The 2,766-nt window shown below is 34.9% G+C and carries 2 protein-coding genes, 1 tRNA gene and 1 pseudogene; all 4 read left to right on the top strand.

All coding sequences use genetic code 11. The features are described 5' to 3' along the window. Window positions 1–626 (top strand): DUF4369 domain-containing protein (locus VFS71_RS01975; RefSeq protein ID WP_326399064.1); only part of this gene is annotated, 626 nt, incomplete at its 5' end. Between the two features lie 18 nt (window positions 627–644). Beyond that, window positions 645–1,031, top strand: a pseudogene (locus tag VFS71_RS01980) (TlpA family protein disulfide reductase); the annotation flags it as partial. Window positions 1,032–1,203: 172 nt separating this feature from the next. After that, window positions 1,204–1,284 (top strand) — tRNA-Tyr (locus tag VFS71_RS01985). A 79-nt stretch (window positions 1,285–1,363) separates the two neighbouring features. Then, window positions 1,364–2,766: amino acid permease (locus VFS71_RS01990; protein WP_326399065.1), on the top strand; the 1,403-nt coding region annotated here is incomplete at its 3' end.

A 2,766-nucleotide genomic window follows, 5' to 3' on the forward strand; every position in this document is an offset into this window, starting at 1 on the left:
AGAAAGGTATGGGATTAATTGCTGTTGATACAGTAAAAATAGAAAACGGTAAATTTGAAATCAAAGGAAAAGCTGTTGAACCATCTTTCCACACTTTGCAAATTGAGGGTACTCAAGGTAAAATTCCATTTATCTTAGAAAATGGAGATATTACAATCGTTGTAAATAAAGATACAATTCAAAAATCTAAAGTTTCAGGTACTTACAACAATGATGAGTATGTGAAATTCAACGAAGAAATCACTAAAGTTCAAAAACCTTTAATGGATTTCCAAACAGCTAACATGCAAAAAATGCAAATGGCGCAACAAACTAAAGATACTGCAACTATCAATGGTTTGATGAAAGAGTACACTAAAATTCAAACTGAAATTGGTGCTACTTCAAAATCTAAATATGTAGATTATGCAAATACACACCCAAAATCTTTTATCAGTGTATTAATCATCCAAGGAATGAGCAATGACCCAGCTGTAGATTCTAAAAAAATCGAAACTATGTACAATAGCCTTGAAGAGTCATTGAAAAACTCTAAACCAGGTAAAGCTTTAAAAACAAAACTTGCTGAATTGAAAACTCCTTCTGTTGGTGCTACAGCAATGCCTCAAGCTCCAGCTGCTAAATGAAGGACTGATTTCTCTGCTCCTAACCCTCAAGGCAAAACAATCAGTCTTAAGGAAAGTTTAGGAAAAGTGACAATCGTTGATTTTTGGGCTTCATGGTGTGGTCCTTGTCGAAAAGAAAATCCAAATGTAGTAGCCATTTATGCTGAATTGCATTCTAAAGGTCTTAATATAATTGGTGTTTCTCTAGATGAAGATCCTGCAAAATGGAAAGAAGCTATTGCAAAAGATAAACTGACTTGGACTCAAGTTTCAAATCTTAAAGGTTGGGAAGATCCAATTGCAAAGCAATATAAAGTGGAATCAATTCCGGCTACTTTCATCCTTGATCAATCAGGAAATGTAGTAGCGCAAGATTTAAGAGGTGATGAACTTAAAGCAAAAATCATAGAATTACTAGGGAAATAATCCTTTTTAGTATTCAAAAATAAAAAATCTCCCTTGTGGAGATTTTTTATTTTATTCAATACCAATGCATTAAAAATAATACTAAAATAAAGTGCAAAAAAAGTTTGTAAAACTAAAAACAGTCTCTATATTTGCACCCGGATAACGCAATAAGCGTTACCAAATAAGGCCTGGGGAGATACTCAAGCGGCCAACGAGGGCAGACTGTAAATCTGCTGTGTGAACTTCGCAGGTTCGAATCCTGCTCTCCCCACAGAACGCTTCAAGAAATTGAAGCGTTTTTTTTCACTTAAAATTCTACTACATCCATATAGTTTGTAAATTTATCTAGTATGTTAAAAAAATCAATCGAAGCATTAAAGCTTGAAGCCGAAAATACAGGCAAAAATTCATTAAAGCGTAGTTTAGGTGCAGTGAATCTGGTTGCAATTGGAGTTGGAGTAATTATTGGTGCAGGTCTATTTTCATTAACTGGAATTGCAGCAGCTAATAATTCTGGTCCAGCAGTAATACTATCGTTTGTTATTGCAGCGGTTGGTTGTGCATTCAGTGCTTTGTGCTATGCCGAGTTTGCTTCAATGGTACCTGTATCAGGAAGCGCATATACTTATGCTTATGCAACTCTAGGAGAACTTTTCGCCTGGATCATCGGATGGGATTTAATCCTAGAATATTCTGTTGGTGCTGCAACGGTTGGAATAAGCTGGTCACAATACTTGGTGAAATTTTTAGAAAAGTTTGATATTTTCATTCCACCTCAATTGGTTTTATCCCCTTTTGAAACAGCCACATTAGCCGATGGAAGTATTGTTCGTGGTATTGTAAATTTACCTTCCATTTTAATTATTGCTCTAATCACTTCTATCATCATTCGTGGCACAAAAGGGTCTGCTTTATTTAATGCTGTAGTAGTAGCTTTAAAAGTTGGTGTTGTGATTGTTTTTATCGCTTTGGGTTGGCAATATATTGATCCGGCAAATTACCATCCTTTCATTCCGAATAATACGGGAACATTTGGAGAATTTGGATGGTCTGGTGTTTTGCGTGGAGCGGGTGTGGTTTTCTTTGTTTTTATTGGATTTGATATTGTAGCAACCATGGCTCAGGAGACCAAAAATCCACAGCGAAATATGCCCATTGGAATACTTGGTTCTTTACTTGTATGCACTATTCTTTTTATTCTATTTGGTTATGTGATGACAGGGTTGGCAAATTATACCGAATTTAAAAATAGCGCAGCACCAGTTGCCATTGCTATAGCTAATACACCTTATGAATGGTTAGGCATAGCTGTTATTTCAGCGATTTTAATTGGCTATACTTCGGTAATTCTAGTTGATTTATTAGGACAATCACGTGTATTTTATTCAATGAGTAAAGATGGATTGTTGCCAAAAGTTTTTTCAGAATTACATCCTAAATTCAACACACCTTATAAATCTAATATTGTTCTATGCGTTTTTATTAGTTGCTTTGCGGGATTAGTTCCAATAAGTGTTGTAGGCGAAATGACCAGTATTGGTACTTTACTGGCTTTTGTAATGGTTTGTTTAGGCATTTTAATTCTTCGCAAAAAAGAACCTAATTTAGAAAGACCATTTAAAACTCCATTCGTTCCTCTTGTCCCAATTTTGGGAATTATCACTTGTGTTGTTATGATGGTTTCTTTACCATTTGACACTTGGTTGCGACTTTTTGTTTGGTTAACCATTGGCTTTATAATTTATTTCTTTTA

Origin of the sequence: Flavobacterium sp. (genome assembly GCF_035760125.1) — a bacterium.
Classification (GTDB): Bacteria; Bacteroidota; Bacteroidia; order Flavobacteriales; family Flavobacteriaceae; genus Flavobacterium.